Source organism: Pseudoxanthomonas sp. G3 (genome assembly GCF_057654715.1).
On record NZ_CM172805.1, the window covers coordinates 453,919 to 474,287 of the forward strand.

Sequence of the window (20,369 nt, forward strand, 5' to 3'; positions counted from 1 at the left end):
CCATCTATTCGTCCGTCGGGCTGAAGGATGATGGAGCTGGTGCTTCACGCGGCGGGTTGTGAGCAATAGTCCAGTCCAACACAAGGGACAGTGAACCGCTATGCACCCCAATACCTCATCTCTCTCCTACTGGACGCTAGGCGCGCAGTTCCTGCGCCTGGCCCATGAGAGCTGCGTCGAGATTGTGAACGCAGGCAACAAGTTCATGGTGGTGAGCGATAAGCCGATTCTGCCATCCGCCTTCAACCGGGCGGTTCGTTGGTCTGATCACAGCGTGGGCATCGGCGTTCTCTTCTGCTATTTCCATGGCATAGAACTGATCCTCAAAGGATTTCTTGTCGCCACGGGAGCGGGTGCCACACATCACCGGCTGACCCACTTGCTTCGCGACTTTGAAAGCGCCTTTCCGGATACCGATCTTGGCGAGGCGGTGAGGGCGTCGCTCCCGCATACGGGCGCCGATTCTCCTCTTGGCCGATTCCTGGCATCCAACTCCATTCAGATCGATAGTTGGTATGAGGCGTTGAAGTATCCCGAGTCGACCAAGGGAAAATCCTTCAGTCACGTTGATCTCAAGTTCGGTGGCTCTAGTACGCTTGCATTCTGGCAATCCCTGCATGCCTCATCCGCTGAAATACAAGCGAAAGCGGTCGCACTGTCGAGGCACCACGGCTACGCGTAGCCGGTCATTCCCTCCGAGTCGGCTTCGCCGGTCCCCCTAACTCAGGCACTAGGCCGCTACTTCATGTCTGTCGACTATTTTGGACGATTCTTCACGGATGAGGGCTTCGATTTTGGAGGTCTGATAAACGCAGACTTCTTTCAGCCCGTGCGCATCTTGTTTCAAGAGCAGCACTACGTTTCCTCGACCAAGCTCTTGGTGGTGGCGATCGACTCAGTCGCCCACATCGAGTACGGCGATATGCCAGCATCCTTCATCAAATGGCTCACTACCTACGCGCGCCTGGATAAGCTAGGTATTACGCCAGAGGAGCTATGGGAGCAGCGCAACTCGCTGCTGCATATGAGCAACCTCTCGTCGCGTAAGGTCCGCGCCGGTTCGGTTCGCTCGTTGGTGGCTTACGTGGGGGAGCTTGACCCAAAAGTGAAGCTTGATCAGACCCACACGGGCTACTACGACCTTCGTGCGCTGATCCTCGAGTTCGGGGAGGCTTGTGGCCGTTGGATAGAAACGTATGACAAAGACCGCTCCAAGATTGACTCCTTTGTCGAACGCTATGACCTTATCGCCTCGGACGCCCGGATGCTGACCATCGGGCCACGTGACGGCGCTTAGCAAGGGATTGACGTCTGCGCCGCTTCTGGGCGTGCCCAGAAGCGGTGGGTTGGGTCTCTGTACGCGTCTCGAGGTAGTTGAAAGCGACTGCTGAACGCCATCTCTGGCGCGCAATCTGCTGCGAAGCCGGCGCCCCTTAAGCCGGAGTAGACCCTAGGGGCGAGAACGTCGGCGTCCGACCCAAAGCGGATATCCTTAAATGCTCATCCGTGGCTCGTGGGACGCACCTTAGTAAGCCAGGTGGATCCGGCTATAAGTTGGCTTGTTAGCCGGACGTGGCTACCCTAAGATCGAGCCGTACTGAGTGGATAGCCAAGCATGCGGTGCCCCTTGGGCAAGCCGTGTAACCGGACTCATGGATTTGGCTATAAAGCAGTTTGGTCTCATATCGAGATGTCCGCATGCCGATCGTGAACATTGATGACCTGGTTTCGTTCGCCACCAACTTCGGCGTAATGGTTCACGAGAAAGCACTTTCGGTAGAGCCAGAAGAGCTAGCAGCTGCGGTTCGGGTTGCCTACTCCCACCTCAATGATCCGCCGCTAGCGGCAGCATGCTGCGGCGGCAGTGGGCCTCTGGCCATCTATCAGAACTTGGATTTTGCGCAGTACATTGAACTTCTGCGAGAGATAGAGATTTCTAAGGTTGGTGCCGCAGCAAAGAAGCGGCATACTCAGATTAGGCGGCGCGAGTTCAATGGTCGGCGATCTGAACTCGTTCTTGCAATGCTCAACGCGGGCGTCCCGCATATCTGCGCGGTACCCGAATGCGAGATCACGGATGGTCTAACGGTAGATCACATCAAGGCTCTGTCGCGCGGCGGCACAGATGAACTCACAAACCTACGCTTCCTATGTTTGCCTCACAACAGTTCCAAGGGTGACCGGGATAACGTCTAGCACTTCAGTCACGCCGACACTACTTCGTGGCACGGTGAATTTTTGACGTTAGACCACAGAAGGAGGCTTCGCATGTCGGACACAATATCCGTCGCGTTGATCGGGCTCATTGGCGTTTTCTAGCTGCACTAGTTGGGCAATGCCTGAGGGTAGCGCACTCGGGCTCATCAAGTTGGCTGATCGAGCGCTCTACGATGCCAAGAATGCCGGTCGCAGTAGGGTAGTGGTCAGCGACGGCGTCGAAGTAACTACCCCGATTTCGTGATGGCTGGGGGCTCGATTCGATGTAGCCAGCAACCCGCGCGCCTCATACTTCTGTTTCTGACTCAGAGCCGGCACCCGGCGATCGTGCACGTGGCCCGGTTTCCGGCCGCAGCTATACAACGGCTTGTTGGCCGGCCCCCGCCGTCCTAAGATCGATTTTCGTCGAGAGGATGGCCCACCCTACGTGTGCTGTGAATCAGGCGAAGAACCGGATCCAGGGGTCCGGCCAATAGGCAGTGTGCCTTACAAGGAGAGAACTCCGTGCCTCTATCAATCAATGACTTGAAAGTCATCGTCAGCAATGGCGGTGGTGTCGTAATTGACGCTCGAAAACTGAGCCCGAGTGATCTCAAGGTCTTGGCGTCCCGTGCTAGCAGCGCCGGCGCAAAGATCATTCTGAAGTCACCAGAACGCTTGGATCCCAACGATCTCAAGGTCATCGCCTCCAACTCTCAAGGCAGCGTGATCTTTGACTTCTCCGGATACGACTTTTACTGAGCAACCTAGGATACAGAGCCCTCTTCTTCATGATAGATGGATGGCATGGGCGTAATTGACGACCTCAGAAAACAGGCAATCCCCAGTCCGGCGTCACCTAGGTTCTCGCTGATTGATTGGCTCACGCTTGGCAAGGCCCCCGGTATCGGTCTCCAAGATTTGGAGGTCATCGCCATTGGGGTACTTGTCTATGGGGCCCTGGACAAACTCCGCGGGCGACTTAGCTACGTCAATGATGGGTCCATCCCGCCCGACACGAAGCGACGCGCCCTCGTAGGGCTTGCGAACCGAGAGTGCATCGTAGCCGAGTGCGTGGCGCTTGAGCAGGCGAACGGAATGGCGTCTGCAGACCGCACGGTATCAATGGATCATGTGGCGCTCATCCGAATCAATCTGCCGTCGGGTGATTTCGCTCCAGGCGAGATTTGCCAGACAGCGGTAGACGGGGTCGGTAGGTTGCTACGGATGTGTCCTGAGCCTGATGGTCAATCGACAGAGTTTGAAAACCCTCCGATAAACAACATCGCACGCGACTTCAACATCGCAAACGCCTACCTCACGGTTGAGGACCTTTGGCTCGACATTGTTTGGAACGATGTAGAGCTGCTGCGAGGCAAGTTGACGGCGTTCGTTCCTGGCGATGAGGCGGAGTCGACCGCAAGTGCCGTGACACAGCATCGGCATCTGATGACGACCGCGCAATCCTTCAATATTCGGTTTGCACGGTTAAGAAAGGCGATTGCAGAGGGGATTTTTGCAGCCCCGGACCAAAGGAAGCAGGTGAGCCTGCAAGACGACGGAGGAAGTATTGCGATCGGACTAGTGGAGGCCGACCAGGATCTGCTCGCGTACGTCAGCGCTGCCAATGCGACATTGCTTCCAAAGTACTATCGGCCCATTCTCTCTGCTCCGGCTCCAAACGGATCAACGCTCACCCTGGAGAAGGTGCTTGATGCACATTTTCTGATGATGAGTCTGGCCCAAAGGCTCGCAGAGCCGATGATGAAGGTCATTCAAGGGGAGCGGAAAGCAGCTGGTACAGGTGATGCCGAGCCTGATCTGAAGGTGTTCACGCCTTTGATCCTCGCCAAGGGGGTAAAGGCGGCCTTGGAGGCGGCGCTCAGCATCTCTCCTGCGGAGGCGCAGGATCTTCTGGATTTCATGACATTCGGCGCAGAGAAGGGAGAGTTAAGCGAGCTCTGGTCTACGCCCTTTGTTCGCCATGGTGCAGATCACCTGATCGCCTGTGTGCATCCGCTAACAAGCGCGAATCTTCGCTGGTTGATCGATGTCTGGTTGAAGCAAATGGGATTCCCTCTGGATTTTAGAGGGGCGCACTTTGAGGTATTCGTCCGGCAGAGCATGCAGGAGGCTGCCAAGCAGTCTGCGCTGGCTCCTTTCACGCAAGTTCACGCCGATTCGTTCTTCTTTACGCCGCCAGGAGGAAGAGAAGAGGAAATCGACCTCGTCATCGTGGTGGGAACCAGGGTGATAGTCGGTGAGGTCAAATGCTTTCTTGAGCCGGTTTCACCTGTCGACCGCCGGAATCACCGCGAGAAGATTGTCGAAGCCTCTGAGCAAGTGATGAGGAAACTGAATGCCGTGCGGAAGGATCCAAAGGCGTTCCGGGATCGTGCAAAACAGTATGGCATCACGATTCCCGCCGACTTCGTTCCCCTCCCCGTTGTCGTGCTCAACCACGCCATTGGGGCGGGAAGAGTGGTGAAGGAGGTCCCCATTATTGACCTACGAATCCTGGAGATGTTCTTCGAAGGTTCAATGCAGTGGCGAGCGATCGTATCCGCGGGCGGAAGTATTGAGTCTAGCGAGGAGAGGACGTTCTATGCGAGTGCGCAGGAGGCCGAGGAAACGCTGAGCGCCTATCTTGCCGATCCGCCGCAGGTGAGGCATCTGAAAGCCGCAACGCGCCCCCGTTATACTCAGATCTTGATGCCAGGTATGAAGAATGACGTAGCGATTCGTGCGCAGTTTGAGATTGACCCGGACGCACTGCCAGACGTGGTAGCGGCGCCGGTCAGTAGTGCTGAAGGGGAATGAGGTAGCGCTCATACGGGCCTCCACCGCGCCGTCCTAGCGGGTGGCCATTGGACACGGGATGAGGGCCGGCAAGCGTGCAAACGCGTGGGAGGACGAGCGGGTAATACCCGATTACCGCTACTACTGGGGTTCTGCTCAGGTCGCGTGCTGGGGCTGCGACCCTCGGTCGTGCAATCAATTGCATCAGATGTACTGCGCCCCACCAGAGGTAGGGTAGGGGCGCAGTTCTGCGTTTAAGGGTGACCCTCGCCGCTCTCGCCGCCATGTCCACCCCGCCCGTCAAACCGCTCGCCACGCGCGAACGCCTGTCCGAAGTCCGCTACGAGATCCGGGGCGAACTGGCACGGCGAGCCAGGGAGCTGGAGGCGCAGGGGCAGAAGCTGATCAAGCTCAACATCGGCAACCCGGGCGCGTTCGGTTTCCGTGCGCCGGAACACCTGCAGCGCGCGATCGCCGACGACATGGGCCGCACCGATCCGTACACGCACCAGCAGGGCCTGCCCTCGGCGCGCGATGCGATCGCCGCGGCGTACGCCCAGCGCGGCACGCCGGATGCGCACCCGGACCGCGTATTCGTCGGCAACGGCGTGTCGGAACTGATCGAACTGTCGCTGCGCGCGCTACTGAATCCGGGCGACGAAGTGCTGGTGCCCTCGCCCGACTACCCGCTGTGGTCGGCGGCCACCATCCTCAACGACGGCCGCCCGGTGTACTACCGCTGCGATCCGGACAACGATTTCCTGCCCGATCCGGTCGAGATCGAGCAACTGGTCAGTTCGCGCACCCGCGCCATCGTGCTGATCAACCCCAACAATCCCACCGGCGCGACGTACCCGCGCGAGCTGCTGGAGCGCATCGTCGCCATCGCGACCAAGCACCGCCTGCTGCTGATGGTCGACGAGATCTACGACCAGGTGCTGTATGACGGCGCGAGCTTCGTGCCGGTCGCCCCGCTCGCAGGCGACGTGCCGTGCATCACCTTCAGCGGCCTGAGCAAGGTGCACCGCGCCTGCGGTTGGCGCGTGGGCTGGGGCGTGGTGTCCGGCCACGGCGACGTGGTGCGCGATTTCCTGCATGCGATGGACCTGCTCAGCGCACTGCGCCTGTGCGCCAACGTACCGGGCCAGTACGCCATCGAAGCCGCGGTCAACGGCCCGGACACGATCAGCGCGCTGTGCGCGCCGGGTGGCCGCCTGTACGAAACCCGCCGCGCGGTGATCGAGGCCTGCGACGCCAGCCCGCACCTGGCGCTGGTGAACCCGGCCGGCGCGCTGTACGCGTTCCCCGCCGTCGTCGGCGACGCCGCCAAGGGCTTCGACGACCACACGTTCGCGCTGGAACTGATGGAGACCGAGGGCGTGCTGGTCGTGCCAGGCTCCAGCTTCAACGTCCCCTACCGCCACCACTTCCGCGTCACCCTGCTGCCGGAAGCGGCGACGATGCGCGAAGTCTTCGCACGCATCGATCGGATGCTGGAGCGCCTAGGTAGCGGCGAGCGTCGCATTCCCTCTGACGTGACGAGGCTGGCATCCTAGGTCGGGGCCAAAGCGTCGGACTTCATTTCGGAAGAAGCGGCGTCAGCCACTTTGCCTAGCCTGAAGAAGGATCAGGGACGGAAAGTGGCCTATGTTGGTGGCCGCATCATCACAATGACAAGCAGCGGCGTCATTGAGAAAGGCGCAATTCTTACAGACGGTTCCAAAATCGAATTTGTAGGATCTCTGGGTGAGGCGGTCATTCCAGCAGGCTACGAGATGGTCGACGTGGTTGGGAAAACCATAATTCCCGGCCTAGTCGATGTTCACAGACATTGGAACTCCTATGACCCTGGCAACTACGAGGTTGCTGAGGGCGCGCCACGCTATCACCTCTTCGCCAATGCGGCCTATGGCGTGACAACTGTCTACGACCCACAGATCTCGACCGTGGAGGCGAGCTATTTGTCGGAGATAAGCGATAGCGATACTTACAACGGCTCAAGCTTCTACGCGAGCGGCATGGGTCACCATGGAGATGCCGGGCACACCATTAGCTCACGCATTGAGTCTTATGACGATGCACTAAGGCTAGTGAAGCGAATGTCCTTGTTCCGCTCGCCAGCCATCAAGGATTACCTACAGCCTTCGAGGGAGAGGCGCAGGTGGCTGGCTGAAGCCGCTCGCAATAGCGGGATTGGGATAGTCGCACATGAGCGGAATGATCTCCGTACGCAGCTGACGCTTGTGATTGACGGCTTCACTGGCATCGAACACGAGATGTTAATGGGCCAGGATAAGTTCTACGGCGACGTCCGCCATCTTCTTGTCGAAAGCCAAATTTCGATTACTCCTACGCTAGCAGATTCTGGTGGCGCTAATCCTCTACGTTTAGGTCGTGTTGTAGGTATGACGAAGCGCAACGAGCGATTTGAGTGCGTAGCTGAAGACCCCACTGGAAAAGACATCTCTGACTTGATTGGAATCGTTGAGAGAAGTGGGGAGTTTGGGAGTAATGCGGCTGACTCGTCAGTAGTCGAGTACGCAAAGCTCTTGCGAGAGGGCGCGATGATCACCATCGGAGCTCACGATCTTCCTCAGGGTATTGGTAGTCACTGGGAGATGTGGCTGTTGGCTCTGGGTGGTGCTACGCCGATAGATGTATTGCGCGCGGCAACAGTCAACGGTGCCGCGAAACTTAACCTCCAAGACCGCATAGGATCCCTTGCGAAGGGAATGGACGCAGATTTCGTTATCCTCAATTCCAATCCCCTCGAAAGCGTTTACAACACGGACGACATCTCGCGGGTGATTCGACGCGGGACGACTGTCACATGGCCAAGCGGAAGCCTCTGGCCCAGATCGTGGCCAGTTAGAGGTGATTGGGCGAGGTGTCAGGGCCTTGGATTGGAAGCAGTTAGCCGTTAGGAAGCTGAAGTTCAGTTAAGACACTGGAATTGCCCGGATTTCGTGGACAACTGAGCGGCGTGGCCAATGTGAGCAAGCCAGGCCTCGTAGCGTCTGCACTCTCAGTCCGACGCTGGCGCGGCGCCTAGCCTTACCTTTGAACCTTCGCCCGGCGTTTCTACGACACAGGCTTCCAGAAAGGCCTCAAGGTCGGCAGTGCGATACAGCACCCGGCCCCCCACCTTCAGGTACTTAGGTCCTCGTCCATAGCACCTCATCTTCTCCAACGTCGAAGGCGAGAGGTGTAGATAGGCAGCTGCTTGTGCTGTCGTCAGTAACTGACGAGAAGCCAGCTCGCTCATGTAGCGCTTGTTGTCGACTTCGCGGCTACGTCTTCCATACTCCGAGCGCAGTTCATGGCGGTCGCTACCTGAGAGAACCATTCAAGAACCTCCGGCTGCGACGCATCCTCATCCCAATCGTAGGCAGCAAGGCCCCGGATCATGGGGTCGTCCAAGCGCTCCAGATAAACCATGAGCAGGCTCATCATGTTTTGCATCGCCCACTCGCGCCCGTTGACATAACCTCCCACCCATGCTTTGCCGAGTTCGCCTTGCACCGCCTCGAGATCGCTCAGGTCTACCCCCTCCAAGCACTCCTTTCCCGGAAGGGAAATCAATGATCCGCTGAGGAGCTCGGCGGCCCCTGACACATCGCCAGGGATCACGTATTTGTCGGCGGAGTCGTCACGTGAGAGAAAACGCTCACCTGGGGGTGGTGCGTCCGGGGTCAGGATCAAAGAGAGGAACGTTTCGAGACTCATGGCGGGCAACTCCGCGATTAGGGGGAGGCAGGATCTACCTTAAATACCCGAATTGCAAGACTCGCATAAATGGTCTATGCTTAGTTCATGACAAAGCCCAAAGCTCACCCCGCCAAAAGGGGTCGCAAACCTAAGGATCCCGGCGAGAAGCTAAGGCAGCTCACCATCAGACTTACCCCGACGCTCCGGCTTGGGTTGGAGTTGGTGGCACGTGAGCACCATTTGTCCTTAAGCGAGGCCGTAGACCGGATCTTCGCCAGCGCAATCGAATCCCAACAGGTGGCCGGGAGCGCGGTGCCGGATCTCATTACCTCTTTGGGCGGCATAGATCTATCGGACACATCACCGCCACTTCAGCGGGAAAGGGTGGCCGAGGCGATCTTGAACTCACCGACCTACATGGTGATGAAACTGCCCGCATCGCTACTGAGTCCTTCAGAGGCGCTGTTTGCCAACGTCCTCACCCAGATCGAGAAGCGCAGCGGTGTTTCGCTAAGCCTTGCACTGGATCCTCCTGAGGCTCGCCAGCTGATGGATGCCTGCGTGACGGCTCAGCGTCGTGGTATCAGCCCGAAGCAGCTCGTGGACGACTGGCTTCCCATCTTTAAGGCCGCTTCCAACTCATGAGTGCTTTCGTGCGCCTGGTTCGTCAGAAGCTCAAGGCACTAAAGCCTGGAGAGTCGGCCAGCGAGCACGGGATCGTCTACACAAAGCTCGCTAACGACGGTCGTTGGTCGATCAACGTCATGATTGATCGCCAGCGACACCATCGCACCATTGGCTTGGAATCCGCTGGCTATACCCGCAAGCAGCCCGAGGACGCGATCGCACGCCTTAGGGCCGGAATAGACACCTCCGCACCAAGAAAGCGTTCGCTGCTGCGTCTTACCCAAGCGGCTGAGGAGTACTTGGTGTACCTGCAGTCGCACGACGGCAAGGACATCACTTCCAAACAGATGCGGTTCCGGGAGCATCTGTTGCCTCACCTTGGCCTTATCCAGGTCGACAAGTTCAGCGACGATCACTGGCTTGGCTATGTAGATCGCCGCAAGAAGGAAGGGGCCAGCCCTGCAACGATCAATCGCGAGCGATCGGCCCTGCTACATATGTTCAATACGATGCGACGGCGCAAGCAGATCCAGGCGGTCCCGTTGCTGGCCCGGCAGAGGGAGCCGGCCGGCAAGCTGACCTACCTGCTGCCCGAAGAGAGTCAGCGCCTGGTGGATGCAGCGAAGTACGACGCCTCGCCTCACGCACTCCCGTTCGTGATGATCGGTTTGTTCACCGGCCTTCGGCACAGTCCGATCTTGAACTTGCGAGCTGGCGACGTGGATCCGGCCCGGCGGATCCTCTGGATAGGCAAGGACAAGGCCGGCAGGCGCGAGCAGCCGATGCCCCAGGTGCTCGCGGACTACCTGTCGGACTTCATTCGGGATCTGGGACCAGAGCAGTTGCTGTTCGGCTCGAGCAAGTCGAGCACGGGCCGGGTGCACCAAATGAACACCGTCTTCGCCAGGTGCGTCGAGCGGGCAGGCATCACCAAACACGTCACCCCCCACACCCTTCGACATACGGCCGCCACCAATGCGGCCCATGCGGACCTGGATGCGGCTACCATCCAAGCCATGGGGGGCTGGAAGACGAGGGCGATGGCCGAACGCTATACTCACGCCGCTTCTATGCAGGACGCGATGGATGCCCTACAACGGCGTCTCACCGGGGTCCGAATTACACGCAAATTACACACGAAGGTGCGGGAGCTTCCCGCAAAGCCTTACCGGGCCTATAGCTCAATGGTTAGAGCAGAGGACTCATAATCCTTTGGTTCCAGGTTCGAGTCCTGGTGGGCCCACCATATGCTTCCTCGAATTCCTGAAAGAGGCCTTCCCGCGGGGCAGCCGGAAGAATTGACGGTCTATCTCATGAATGAAGCGGCCACACGGTAGAAGAGGCGACGAGCATTACGCAGCATCGACTCTGACGCCGCTTTCGATCAAAGCAAGGCGCCCCGTGCCAAACCGCGTAGACGCGGTCCTTCCTCCGATCAGCGACGTGCCGGGACACCGGCTCTGCCTTGAGCCCTGATTTCAGGATTTCTTCTTCGCAGCCGTCTTCTTGCGCGGCGTCTTTGCGGTCGTGGCGGCAGGTGGCGACAGCCTCGGTGCCTTGCGCTGCTGCGCGGCGCTCTCTTCACCGTGCAGCGTCATCAGCGACTCCATCAGCTGTTCGTCCGCGCTCGAGCAGACGCCGAGCAGCAGGACTTCGTCGCAGCCCTCGGCGGCAATGTAGGCGTGCCCCATGTTGGAGTCGATGTAGACCGACTGGCCGGTCTCCAGCACGATCGGGTCGTAGAACTCGGTATGTACTTCCATCCGGCCTTCGAGCACGTGGATGTATTCCTCGCCGGAGTGGTGGACCAGCTCGCCGAACTCCTCGATCGTCTTTGCCCGAACGCGGGTGAGCACCGGGATCATGCGCTTGCGGCGCAATTCCGGGCACAGGTAAAAGTAGTCGTAGTTGGGCGTGGTGACGCGGATCGCATCCTCGATGCGGCCGATGCTTCGACGCGCCGTCACCGGCGGCTCCACGGTCTCCACGTCCTCAGCGAACAGTTCCGACATCCGCAGCTGCAGCCGCTGCGCCAGCTGCAGCAGCTTGTCATAGGTGAGCGTCAGCCGATCGTGTTCGACCTTGGACAGCGTCGACAATGGGATGCCGGCGTGCTCGCTCATCTGCTTGAGCGTCCATCCCTTGCGGGCGCGCAGGGAGCGGAGCAGGCCGCCGATGGTGGGGTGTTGTGACGTCATCCTTGCGGGATCTCCTGGGGCCCGTGCGCTTCTGCTGGGGTATCCAGCACGGCGGCATGATCGCTTTCCGGCAGGGTCGCGGGAAGGGGCGATCGGTCCAAGCGTCGCAGTAGACCAACTTTCGGCACGGGTTGACAATTCTCCGATTAGGATCATTATCGCCGAATCAGGATACATCCGCCAGCGCGCCGCTCCGGCGTGGACCGGCCTCCGTTCCCTCGTTCCAGTCGGGAGATCGTTCGATGCGTGCGATTCATCAGATCCTGTGCGGCGCCATGCTGACCGCGCTGTGGGCCTTGCCATTGCTGGCGCAGAATGCTGCCGCGCCGCCCACGGCGATACCGCCTGCGCCAGCCACCGCGACCTCGGCGACGCCGGCCACCGCAGCGGACTCGCCGGAGACGCCGGCGGGAGCCCCGGTCCTGACGCGCGAGGACGTCGGCGCCTGGCTCGACGGCTTCCTGCCGTATGCGCTGGCCAGTGGCGACATTGCCGGTGCCGTGGTGGTGGTGGTCAAGGATGGACAGGTCCTGCTGAAGAAGGGATACGGCTATGCCGACCTGGCGAAGCGCACGCCGGTCGACCCGGATACGACGCTCTTCCGCCCCGGTTCGGTCTCCAAGCTGTTCACCTGGACCGCGGTGATGCAGCTGGTACAGGCGGGCAAGCTGGACCTAGACGCAGACGTCAACCAGTACATCGACTTCGATATTCCTGCCCGCGATGGCAAGCCGGTGACGCTGCGCCAGGTGATGACGCACACCACCGGGATGGAAGAGCAGATCCGCGGGCTTATCACCGCCCGGCAGGATGAGATCGCGCCGCTGGGCAAAGCGCTGAAGCACTGGACGCCCGAACGCATCCACGTACCCGGCGCCACGCCCGCCTACTCGAACTACGCCACCGCGCTGGCCGGCTACATCGTCGAGCGTGTGTCCGGGCAGTCGTTCGACGATTACATCGATGCCCATATCTTCAAACCATTGGGCATGAGCCATTCCAGCTTCCGCCAGCCGCTGCCGCCGGCGCTGCTGGCCAACATGTCGAAGGGGTACGCGAAGGCATCGGAAGGCGAAGCCAAGGACTACGAGTTCATCAGCCTGGCGCCGGCGGGCAGCCTGGCCGCGACCGGTCCGGACATGGCGCGCTTCATGATCGCGCATCTGCAGAACGGCGTGTTCGGCGATGCGCGTATTCTCGATGCCGCCACTGCGGAAACGATGCATTCGACCGGACAGGCTTCGGTCGGGCCACTGAACCGGATGATGCTCGGCTTTTACGAGACGTCGGTGAATGGGCATCGCGCGATCTCGCACGGTGGCGACACGCAGTGGTTCCATAGCGACCTGCAGTTGTTTCTGGATGATGGCATCGGCCTGTTCGTGTCGATGAACAGCTCGGGCCGCGACGGTGCCACGGGCCATATCCGCAACGCGCTGTCGCGCGGCTTCGCCGACCGTTACCTTCCCGGCGCGCCCGCCAAGCCCGCGGGAGTGTCGAAGGAAGACGCCCAGCAGCATGCCGCGCAGCTCGCGGGCACCTACACCAGCAGCCGCCGTCCCGACAGCAACTTCGTGTCGCTGGCCAACCTGCTGGGGCCGATCAAGGTCGTTGCGAACGAGGACGGAACCATCAGTGTGACCGCGGCGGTGGGCCCCGGCGGTGCGCCGAAGAAGTGGCGCGAAATCGCGCCCTACGTGTGGCAGGACACCAGCAGCACCGACCGCCTGGCCGCCGATGTCGTCGACGGCAAGGTCTCCCGCTTCAGCATGGAACCGTACGCGCCGATCATGGTGTTCGAACGGCTGTCGACTTGGCGCGCACTGTCGATGCCGCTGCTGGTCGCCAGCCTGGCGATCGTGCTGCTGACCGTCATCGCCTGGCCCGTGTCGGCGCTGGTGCGTCGCTACTACGGCGTGCGCTACGCACTCGTCGGCATCGACGCGCGTACCCATCGGCTGGCGAGGATCGGCGCCTTGCTGTCGCTGCTGGCGACCGCAGCGGCGCTCGGCCTGGTCGTCGGCATGCTGAGCCGGCTGGAGATGACCAGCCCGCGTACGGATGGCCTGATCATCGCTATGCGTCTGTTCGCCACCGTCGCGCTTCCGCTCGGCGCGGGCTTCACGGCCTGGAACGCATGGCATGTACTGCGCGGACGCCGCAAGTGGCTTGCAAAGCTGTGGGCGGTGCTGCTGGCGCTGGCCTGCCTGTTCCTGCTGTGGATCGGCTTCGCCCATCACGTGATCGGCTTCGGCGCGAACTACTGATCCACCTCGGCCGGCGATTCCCCGCCGGCCGTCCCTGCGTCCCTTCTTCCTGCACGAGGCCGGCGTGTCCCTTCGACTGGAACTGCACAACGAACCGCTGCCGATGTCGGCGCCGTTCCGTATCGCCGGGCACGTGTTCGAGGCGATGCCGGCCACGGTCGTCACGCTGCGCGAGGACGATCGCATCGGTCGTGGCGAAGCGGCGGGCGTCTATTACAACAACGACCATCCGGACACGATGCTCGCCACGCTCGAAGCGCTGCGTCCGCGCATCGAAGCCGGCCTCGACCGCACGTCGCTGCGCGAGCTGCTGCCCTCCGGCGGCGCCCGCAACGCGCTCGACTGCGCGCTGTGGGAGCTCGAGGCGCAGCGTGCCGGCATGCCGGTGTGGCGACTGGCCGGCCTAGAGGGCGTGCGCTCCCTCCTGACCACCTTCACGGTCGGTGCCGACACACCTGAGGTGATGGCCGATCGCGCCGCCGCGTACGTGCAGGGCCCGATGCAGGCGCGCGCCGTCAAGCTGAAGCTCACCGGCGAGGCGGCGCTGGATGCCGCACGCGTGCGTGCGGTGCGCGCGCGGTGCGAGGCGGCATGGATCGGTGTGGATGCCAACCAGGGTTATGACGGCACGACCTTGCCGGACCTGATTCCCACGCTGGTCCAGGCGCGCGTGTCGTTGCTGGAACAGCCCTGCGTGCGCGGCCGCGAACACGAACTGGATGGCATCGCCCGCGCGTTGCCCTTCGCTGCGGACGAAAGCATCCTCGACCTCGCCGAACTGGAAGCGCGTCACGCCGGCTTCGATGTCATCAACATCAAGCTGGACAAATGCGGTGGCCTGACCGAGGGGCTGATGATGGCGCGGCGCGCACGCGAACTGGGCAAACAGGTGATGGTGGGCAACATGTGCGGCACCAGCCTGGCGGCGGCGCCGGCGTATGTGCTCGGTCAGTTCTGCGATATCGTCGATCTCGACGGCCCCACGTTCCTGGTCCAGGACCGCACGCCCTCGGTGCACTACGAAGACGGCTGCATCCGCTGTGGCGATGAAGTCTGGGGGCCACGGGTCGCCGCATGAACGCGACCATCGGCCTGTCGGACAAGACCTGGTTCGGCCAGCCACGCGGGCTTACCATCCTGTTCCTGACCAACATGTGGGAGCTGTTCTCCTACTACGGCATGCGCACGCTGCTGGTCTACTACATGACCAAGCAGTTGTTGTTCGCGCAGGAGAAGGCATCCTTCATCTACGGCACGTATACCGCGATGGCGTACTTCACGCCGATCATCGGTGGCGTGATCGCGGACCGCTGGCTGGGCAAGCGCAATGCGGTGGTCCTCGGCGGCACCATCATGGCGTTCGGCCATTTCGTGATGGCATTCGAGCCGATGTTCTACGTGGCGCTGGCCACCATCGCGCTGGGTAACGGCCTGTTCCTGCCCAGCCTGCCCAGCCAGATCAACGATCTCTACGCCGCCGACGATCCGCGTCGCGGCAGAGCGTACAACGTGTACTACGTGGGTCTGAACATCGGTGGCTTCCTGGCGCCGCTGGTGTGCGGCACGCTGGGCGAACTGTACGGCTGGCACTACGGGTTCGGCGCGGCGGGCATCGGCATGTTCCTCGGCCTGATGATCTACGTGTTCGGTCGCGGGTACCTTCCCCCGGAACCGCCGCGCGTGCCGCAGGCACCTGTCGCCGACATGCGGACGGATGCGCGCACCGGCGACGCGCACCGGGTGTGGTGGCTGCTGCTCGGCGTCGGCATCGCGGCGACGATCTTTCGTGGCGCCTACGAGCAGGTCGGCAACACGCTGCCCTTGCTGATCGATACGGGCGTGGACCGTGTGGTCGCCGGTTTCACCCTCCCGATGACGTGGTTCCAGTCGCTCAACCCGCTGCTGGTGATCAGCATGACGCCGCTGTTGCTGCTGCACTGGCGCCATCGTGCCGACGCGGGGCGCGACACATCGCCCGCGCGGCGGATGGCGATCGGTGCAGTGATCGTGGCGGGCGCTTACATCATGCTGGCTGCGCTGAGCGCCTGGGCCGGCGATGCACGCATCGCCTGGGGATGGCTGGTGGTGTTCTTCGTGGTGCTCACGCTGGGAGAGCTTTACATCCTGCCGACGGGCCTGGGCTTGTTCGCCAAACTGGCGCCGCCGCGGCTAGGCGCGACCACCGTGGCGTCCTGGTTCCTCGCCGTCTTCACTGGCAGCCTGCTAGCCGGCCTGGTGGGGACGTTGTGGTCGAAGACCAGCCATGCCGGATTCTTCCTGCTGCTCGCCGGCCTTGCCGTGGTTGCCGCGATCCTGCTCTGGCGTCTGGACCGCCCGATCCGCTCACTGCACTGACCTGACGGAGATGCCCATGCCGCGCTTCAAGCCCGCCCTGCTGTTCCTTGCCCTTTGCAGTTGCAGTCCGGCGATGGCGGCGCCTGCCGAACGCTACGACCTGCTGATCCGCAACGGCCTGGTCTACGACGGCAGTGGCGGCGCGCCGCAACGCGCCGACGTGGCCGTGCGTGGCGACCGCATCGTGGCGTTGTTGCCTCCCGGGCAACAGGCCGAGGCCACACAGATACTGGATGCGAAGGGCAGGGCGGTGGCGCCGGGGTTCATCAATGTATTGAGCTGGGCAACCGAATCACTGATCGCCGATGGCCGCGGCGTCAGCGATACCAAGCAGGGCGTAACGCTGGAAATCTTCGGCGAAGGCTGGTCGATGGGGCCGGTCAACGCACGCATGAAGGCCGACGCGCTCAAGCAGCAGGGCGACATCCGCTACGACATTCCCTGGACCACCCTGGGCGGCTATCTGGAGCATCTGGAACAGCGAGGTGTCACGCCGAACGTGGCGTCTTTCATCGGCGCGACGACCGTGCGCATCCACGAACTGGGGGAGGACGATGTCGATCCCACGCCAGAGCAGCTGGTACGCATGCAGGATGTGGTGCGGCAGGCGATGCGCGAAGGCGCGCTGGGCGTCGGCAGCTCGCTGATCTATCCGCCCGCCGCATTCGCTGACACGCCCGAACTGATCGCGCTGGCGAAGGCCGCCGGCGAATCCGGCGGCGGTTACATTTCGCACATGCGCAGCGAAGCAGACCGCTTCCTGGAGGCCATCGATGAAACGATCTCGATCGCACGCGCCACCGGCCAGCGCGCCGAGGCCTACCACCTGAAGGCGGCAGGCGAAAAGAACTGGCCGAAGATGCAGCAGGCCATCGATCGCATCGCCGCGGCGCGCGCCGATGGCGTCCAGGTCAGTGCCGACATGTACGTGTACACGGCCGGTGCGACCGGACTGACCGCCAGCCTGCCGCCCTGGGTGCAGGCCGGGGGCCACGACGCGATGATCCGGCGCCTCAAGGATCCCGCCATCCGTGCGCGTGTCGTTGCAGAGATGCGCAAGCCGGACGTGCCATGGGAGAACCTGCGCCTGCTCGCCGGCTCGGATGAGCGGCTGCTGCTGATCGAATTCAAGAGCGACGCGCTGAAGCCGCTTGCAGGCAAGACGCTGGCGGCCATCGCGCGCGAACGCGGCACATCGCCGGAAGACACGGCCATCGATCTGATCGTCGAGGACAACTACCGCATCGGCACGGCGTACTTCCTGATGAGCGAGGACAACATCGAGCTCGGCCTGAAGCAGCCTTGGGTCAGCCTCGGATCGGATGCGGAATCCTCGGCGCCGGAAGGCGTGTTCCTGAAATCCAGCACGCATCCGCGTGCCTATGGCAACGTCGCGCGCTTCCTGGGCCACTACGTGCGCGACCGCGGCCTGATGCCGTTGGAAGAGGGCATCCATCGCCTGACCGGCCTGCCGGCCGCGAACTGGAAGCTGAAGGATCGCGGCTGTCTCCGGGAGGGCTGTTATGCCGACCTCGTCGTGTTCGATCCGGCCGCCATCGCCGACCGCGCGACCTACGACAAGCCCCAGCAATACGCGACCGGGGTCAGCGAGGTCTTCGTGAACGGCGTGCAGGTGCTGCGCGACGGCGAGCACACCGGCGCCACGCCGGGTCGGGTCGTGCGGGGTCCTGGCTGGGTCCCGCCGGCTGAATAGGCCCGCCAGCGGGAGTTTTCCGTTTGTGTTGACAATTCTCTGATTAGGATCATTATCCCTAATCAGGATATTCCCGCGTACCGGCCCTGCCGGAGCGCAGATCGCCAATCAACCTTCATCGCCGGGAGAGTAGGCATGCATCCGTTCCAGTCCGCAAGGCCGTGGTACCGCAAGCAACTCTCCCTGGCGATCGCAGGCGCACTTGCCTGTTGTGCTGTCCCGGCGCTCGCCCAGATGGCCGAGCCCGCGGGCGACGCGTCCGCCACCGATCTCGATACGGTGGTCGTCACCGCCAACAAGCGCGTCGAGAACATCCGCGACGTGGCCGCCTCCATCAGCGTGATCGGCGAGCGGCAACTGGAGAACACCGGCGCCGTCTCGCTGTCCGACTACGCCGCCTACATCCCCGGGCTGCAAGTGCAGAACGAGGGCAGCCCGGGGCTGACCCGCGTGTCGCTGCGTGGCGTCGCGGCGCTGTCTTCGGGTGCGACGGTATCCACCTACATCGACGACGTGCCGGTCGGTTCCAGCGGCATCTACCAAGGCGCCAGTACGCTGATGCTCGATCTGCTGCCCTACGACATCAGCCGGGTCGAAGTATTGCGCGGCCCGCAAGGCACCCTGTACGGCGCGGGCGCCGTCGGTGGCCTGCTCAAGTACGTGACCCGCGCGCCGGATACGCTCGAGGAAGAAGCGCGCGTCGGCCTCGGCATGCGCAGCGTGCAGGACGGCGGTCAGGCCTGGAATGCGCGCTTCGGCGTCAGCCTGCCGCTGAAGGAGGATCGCCTTGGGCTGCGCATGAGTTTCGCGCGCAGCGGCCTTGCCGGCTTCACCGACAACGCCGTGGATGGGCGCGAGGACATCAACGACGGCGAACAGATCGGGGCGCGTACCGCGCTGAGCTGGGATGGTGAAGCCTTCGACCTGGGCCTGGCCGTGCTTCACCAGCGCATCCGCAGCGACGACCGTGCCGGCGTGGCGCTGGAGGGCGATACGCTGGCGCCCCTGTTCGGCGACGACGACGACCTGGCGTGGCAGCCACGGCCGTTCTCCAAGGACCTGACGCTGGTCTCGCTCAGCCTCGACCGGGACCTTGGCTGGGGCAATTTCATTTCGGCGACCGGCTGGTCGCAGACCGACACCCTCGACCAGATCGATTCGACCGTGCAGTTCGGCGAAGTGGCCGACCTGCTGTTGGGCTTGCCGGAGCCCGGCAGTTCCTTCGTGCGCTACACCTACGACATGGAGAAAATCACGCAGGAGTTCCGCCTGCAATCGAAGGGCGGCGGCACCTTCGAATGGATGGTCGGCGCGTTCTACACCAAGGAAGATGCGCTGCAGAGCCAGTTCGCCTGGCTGGGGCAGCGCGACGGCACGGCGCTGCCCGCGCCGTTCGACGACATGTTCGGCACGCTGGCGATCATCGACCTGCCGAGCACCTACAAGGAATATGCGTTGTTCGCCAATGGCTCGTGGCGGTTCGGCGAGCGCTTCAAGCTCGATGCCGGTGTGCGCCAGGCACGCAACGAACAGTGGTTCAGCCAGAACGTACCGGCGGGCATCCTGGCGCCGATCGCCGACACGCCGGGCGAATCCAGCGAAGACGTGTTCACCTGGAGCGTGGCGCCGCAGTTCACCCTGTCCGACAACGTCATGCTGTACGCGCGCGTGGCCACCGGCTACCAGCCGGGTGGTCCGAACGTCGCGCTCGCCGGTGTTCCGCCCCAGGTCGACTCCTCGATGCTCGACAGCTACGAGGTCGGCCTGAAGTCGCAGTTCGCCGATCGCCGGGTCACGCTGGATGTGTCCGCGTTCCGCATCGACTGGGAGGACATCCAGGTCGCGTCGTCGTTCAACGGCGTCGGCGGCCTGGTCAACGGCGGCAAGGCGACCAGCGAGGGCCTCGAACTGTCGTCGCAGTTCCGCGTCACCGATGCGCTGACGCTCGGTTTCAATGGCGCATATACCGACGCGAGCATCAAGAACGATTTCGAGCCGACGGTGATCCCGCAGGGCGCGTTCGACGTGATCCTATGGACCGGCCTGGCCGGAGATCGCATGCCCTATACGCCGAAAGTGTCGTGGACGGCGACCGCCGAATACGCATTCTCGGTGGGCGGCCTCAACGGGCAGGTCGGCGGTGCGCTGCGCTTCGTCGGCGATCGTCTCAACGACACCACCGAACGCCAGCGCGTCACGGCCGCGGGCGATCCGGACACGCTGTTGTTGCCGGACGACATCACCGTGCCCCTGGAACTCGACAGCTACCACGCGCTCGACCTGTATGCCGGCATCGGCAAGGAAAACTGGGAACTGCGCGCCTACGCCAACAATGTCACCGGCGAACAGGCGTGGTCGACACTGACGCCGATGGATGGCGCGTTGTCCGGCGCCCGGTCGCACGTGACCGGGGTGCCGATCCAGCCGCGCACGTTCGGCGTGGAACTCGACATCCGCTTCTGACCCGACGCCGTCCGCCCGACGCGGGCGGCGACCGCTTGTTCC

General features: G+C 62.4%; 17 protein-coding genes and 1 tRNA gene. 15 read left to right on the forward strand and 3 right to left on the reverse strand.

The window, feature by feature from the left end:
• Window positions 1-100: 100 nt before the first annotated feature.
• The 7 genes from AC23D6_RS02095 to AC23D6_RS02125 all read left to right on the forward strand — a co-directional run bounded on the left by AC23D6_RS02095 (window position 101) and on the right by AC23D6_RS02125 (window position 7,919).
• Window positions 101-682: a hypothetical protein gene (locus AC23D6_RS02095; protein WP_487751194.1), complete on the forward strand. Its 582-nt coding sequence runs from the start codon at window positions 101-103 to the stop codon at window positions 680-682.
• A gap of 63 nt (window positions 683-745) precedes the next feature.
• Window positions 746-1,297 (forward strand): hypothetical protein, encoded by a 552-nt coding sequence (locus tag AC23D6_RS02100; protein ID WP_487751195.1) that lies wholly within the window; start codon window positions 746-748, stop codon window positions 1,295-1,297.
• Window positions 1,298-1,698: 401 nt separating this feature from the next.
• A complete protein-coding gene (locus tag AC23D6_RS02105) occupies window positions 1,699-2,196 on the forward strand; it encodes an HNH endonuclease signature motif containing protein (RefSeq protein ID WP_487751196.1) in 498 nt (165 codons plus the stop codon).
• 546 nt (window positions 2,197-2,742) lie between these two features.
• Window positions 2,743-2,958, forward strand: a complete 216-nt coding sequence (locus AC23D6_RS02110) for a hypothetical protein (RefSeq protein WP_487751197.1) — start codon at window positions 2,743-2,745, stop codon at window positions 2,956-2,958.
• A 336-nt stretch (window positions 2,959-3,294) separates the two neighbouring features.
• Window positions 3,295-5,016, forward strand: a complete 1,722-nt coding sequence (locus tag AC23D6_RS02115; RefSeq protein WP_487751198.1) for a hypothetical protein — start codon at window positions 3,295-3,297, stop codon at window positions 5,014-5,016.
• A 263-nt stretch (window positions 5,017-5,279) separates the two neighbouring features.
• Window positions 5,280-6,551 (forward strand): pyridoxal phosphate-dependent aminotransferase, encoded by a 1,272-nt coding sequence (locus AC23D6_RS02120; protein ID WP_487751199.1) that lies wholly within the window; start codon window positions 5,280-5,282, stop codon window positions 6,549-6,551.
• Window positions 6,552-6,602: 51 nt separating this feature from the next.
• The gene (locus AC23D6_RS02125; RefSeq protein WP_487751200.1) at window positions 6,603-7,919 is read left to right on the forward strand and encodes an amidohydrolase family protein; all 1,317 of its coding nucleotides are present in this window, start codon (window positions 6,603-6,605) and stop codon (window positions 7,917-7,919) included.
• 101 nt (window positions 7,920-8,020) lie between these two features.
• Here AC23D6_RS02125 and AC23D6_RS02130 read toward each other — a convergent pair whose 3' ends face one another.
• Both AC23D6_RS02130 and AC23D6_RS02135 read right to left on the reverse strand, forming a co-directional pair.
• The gene (locus tag AC23D6_RS02130; protein ID WP_487751201.1) at window positions 8,021-8,341 is read right to left on the reverse strand and encodes a helix-turn-helix transcriptional regulator; all 321 of its coding nucleotides are present in this window, start codon (window positions 8,339-8,341) and stop codon (window positions 8,021-8,023) included.
• Window positions 8,257-8,721, reverse strand: a complete 465-nt coding sequence (locus AC23D6_RS02135; RefSeq protein ID WP_487752692.1) for a hypothetical protein — start codon at window positions 8,719-8,721, stop codon at window positions 8,257-8,259. Before AC23D6_RS02135 ends, AC23D6_RS02130 begins: the two co-directional genes overlap by 85 nt.
• A gap of 87 nt (window positions 8,722-8,808) precedes the next feature.
• Between AC23D6_RS02135 and AC23D6_RS02140 the strand changes: the two genes are divergently transcribed.
• The 3 genes from AC23D6_RS02140 to AC23D6_RS02150 all read left to right on the forward strand — a co-directional run bounded on the left by AC23D6_RS02140 (window position 8,809) and on the right by AC23D6_RS02150 (window position 10,576).
• Entirely contained in the window at window positions 8,809-9,348 is a 540-nt protein-coding gene (locus tag AC23D6_RS02140; RefSeq protein WP_487751202.1) for a hypothetical protein, read from the forward strand.
• A gap of 491 nt (window positions 9,349-9,839) precedes the next feature.
• Window positions 9,840-10,538, forward strand: coding sequence for a tyrosine-type recombinase/integrase (locus AC23D6_RS02145; protein ID WP_487752547.1), 699 nt, complete (start codon window positions 9,840-9,842; stop codon window positions 10,536-10,538).
• Window positions 10,501-10,576, forward strand: a tRNA-Ile gene (locus AC23D6_RS02150). Before AC23D6_RS02145 ends, AC23D6_RS02150 begins: the two co-directional genes overlap by 38 nt.
• Window positions 10,577-10,808: 232 nt before the next feature.
• Here the strand turns inward: AC23D6_RS02150 and AC23D6_RS02155 are convergent.
• The gene (locus AC23D6_RS02155) at window positions 10,809-11,528 is read right to left on the reverse strand and encodes a helix-turn-helix domain-containing protein (protein WP_487751203.1); all 720 of its coding nucleotides are present in this window, start codon (window positions 11,526-11,528) and stop codon (window positions 10,809-10,811) included.
• Between the two features lie 242 nt (window positions 11,529-11,770).
• Between AC23D6_RS02155 and AC23D6_RS02160 the strand changes: the two genes are divergently transcribed.
• From AC23D6_RS02160 to AC23D6_RS02180, 5 genes are all read left to right on the forward strand, one after another.
• The gene (locus tag AC23D6_RS02160) at window positions 11,771-13,795 is read left to right on the forward strand and encodes a serine hydrolase domain-containing protein (RefSeq protein WP_487751204.1); all 2,025 of its coding nucleotides are present in this window, start codon (window positions 11,771-11,773) and stop codon (window positions 13,793-13,795) included.
• A gap of 64 nt (window positions 13,796-13,859) precedes the next feature.
• Entirely contained in the window at window positions 13,860-14,873 is a 1,014-nt protein-coding gene (locus tag AC23D6_RS02165) for a dipeptide epimerase (protein WP_487751205.1), read from the forward strand.
• Window positions 14,870-16,150 (forward strand): peptide MFS transporter, encoded by a 1,281-nt coding sequence (locus AC23D6_RS02170; protein WP_487751206.1) that lies wholly within the window; start codon window positions 14,870-14,872, stop codon window positions 16,148-16,150. Before AC23D6_RS02165 ends, AC23D6_RS02170 begins: the two co-directional genes overlap by 4 nt.
• A gap of 16 nt (window positions 16,151-16,166) precedes the next feature.
• Window positions 16,167-17,864 carry an N-acyl-D-amino-acid deacylase family protein gene (locus tag AC23D6_RS02175; protein ID WP_487751207.1) on the forward strand — a complete coding sequence of 566 codons (1,698 nt, stop codon included), beginning with the start codon at window positions 16,167-16,169 and terminating at the stop codon, window positions 17,862-17,864.
• 135 nt (window positions 17,865-17,999) lie between these two features.
• Window positions 18,000-20,327 (forward strand): TonB-dependent receptor, encoded by a 2,328-nt coding sequence (locus AC23D6_RS02180; RefSeq protein WP_487751208.1) that lies wholly within the window; start codon window positions 18,000-18,002, stop codon window positions 20,325-20,327.
• Window positions 20,328-20,369 lie beyond the last annotated feature (42 nt).